The sequence below is a fragment of the Marinobacter segnicrescens genome (assembly GCF_900111555.1).
Classification (GTDB): domain Bacteria; phylum Pseudomonadota; class Gammaproteobacteria; order Pseudomonadales; family Oleiphilaceae; genus Marinobacter; species Marinobacter segnicrescens.
This window is the reverse complement of the sequence record NZ_FOHZ01000080.1, coordinates 1-1095: the sequence shown is the minus strand read 5'-3', so window position 1 is coordinate 1095 and position 1095 is coordinate 1. Positions and strand designations below refer to the sequence as shown.

At 56.9% G+C, this 1095-nt stretch carries 1 protein-coding gene and 1 pseudogene; one reads left to right on the top strand and one right to left on the bottom strand.

The window, feature by feature from the left end:
- Positions 1-414: 414 nt before the first annotated feature.
- A complete protein-coding gene (locus BM036_RS19710) occupies positions 415-870 on the top strand; it encodes a metallophosphoesterase family protein (RefSeq protein WP_091855315.1) in 456 nt (151 codons plus the stop codon).
- A gap of 26 nt (positions 871-896) precedes the next feature.
- Here BM036_RS19710 and BM036_RS19705 read toward each other — a convergent pair.
- A pseudogene (locus tag BM036_RS19705) lies at positions 897-1095 on the bottom strand (hypothetical protein); the annotation flags it as partial.

The following is a 1095-nucleotide window of genomic DNA, read 5'->3' as shown; positions in this document are numbered from 1 at the left end:
CTGTATTGCTTGCGTTTCTTGCTCATGATTCTCCTCCTTGTGGAGATGATGAATCAGAGCTTAGGCACCTGTCCAAATTTCGGGGTCCACTTCACAGGTCAGAGGTTTGGATCTATCCTGCTTGTCATTGCCTGAAACATAGGTTCTACATCATGAAGTTTCTGAGCATCGGGGTTTTCGCCGCCATCGTTGCTTTCCGGATTTGGCGCAGTTAACAAAAGGACTGGGATAACCAGGACAGATCTATTTTCCGCGGTCGTTTTCCGTAGATACGCAGCTGGGTACTGCTGCAAAGTTGTCCGGGCTTCCTCGTGCAGAGGATTCTGAAGAGTTGGCCCATGGCCATGCCCACGGGCCGGGCGGGCATCATTGAGGGCATCTGTTCACGCACAGGCATCGATAAAAGGCTCAAGCATGCAAATCGGCGTCATCGCAGACACCCACAGCAAAATGCGTCCCGAAGCCCTGGACGCATTGCAAGGCTCAGACCTGATCCTGCACGCCGGTGACGTCGGTCGGGACGAGGTGCTGGACGCGCTGGAGGCCATTGCGCCGGTGGTGGCGATTCGCGGCAATATCGACAACACCGGCCGCGCGGCGGATCTTCCTGATGTGCGGGATCTGGAAGTCCTCGGCCACGCGCTTTACATGCTCCACGATGTCAAAACCCTCGACATTGAACCGCAAGGTCGCTACCGGGTGGTGATTGCCGGCCATTCCCACAAACCTCGCAATGAGTGGGTCGGTGACGTGCTTTACTTCAATCCGGGTGGTTCAGGGCCGCGGCGTTTTACGCTGCCCATTACCGTAGGTCGGCTAGACGTGAGTGAAGATTGTATATCCGGCGAAATCATCGAACTGCCGGTTTGAGGCGTTTCGGGCTGGCCCCCATACCCTCAGGCAAAATCATACTCCCCACCCTTCTCAAGCCCCCGCTGATAAGCCGGCCGGGCATGCACCCGTTCCACCCAGGCCGTGATGTTGGGCCGGTTGTTGCCGACGATGCCCCGGGCGACGGAGGCTTCCAGGGGGAAGCTCATCTGGAAATCCGCCGCGCTGAGGTTGTCACCAAAAACCGGGACAGATCTATTTTTT

Excerpts from the sequence above, each read along its gene's own strand:
- BM036_RS19710 (WP_091855315.1), top strand. The coding sequence starts at position 415 with ATGCAAATCGGCGTCATCGCAGACACCCACAGCAAAATGCGTCCCGAA.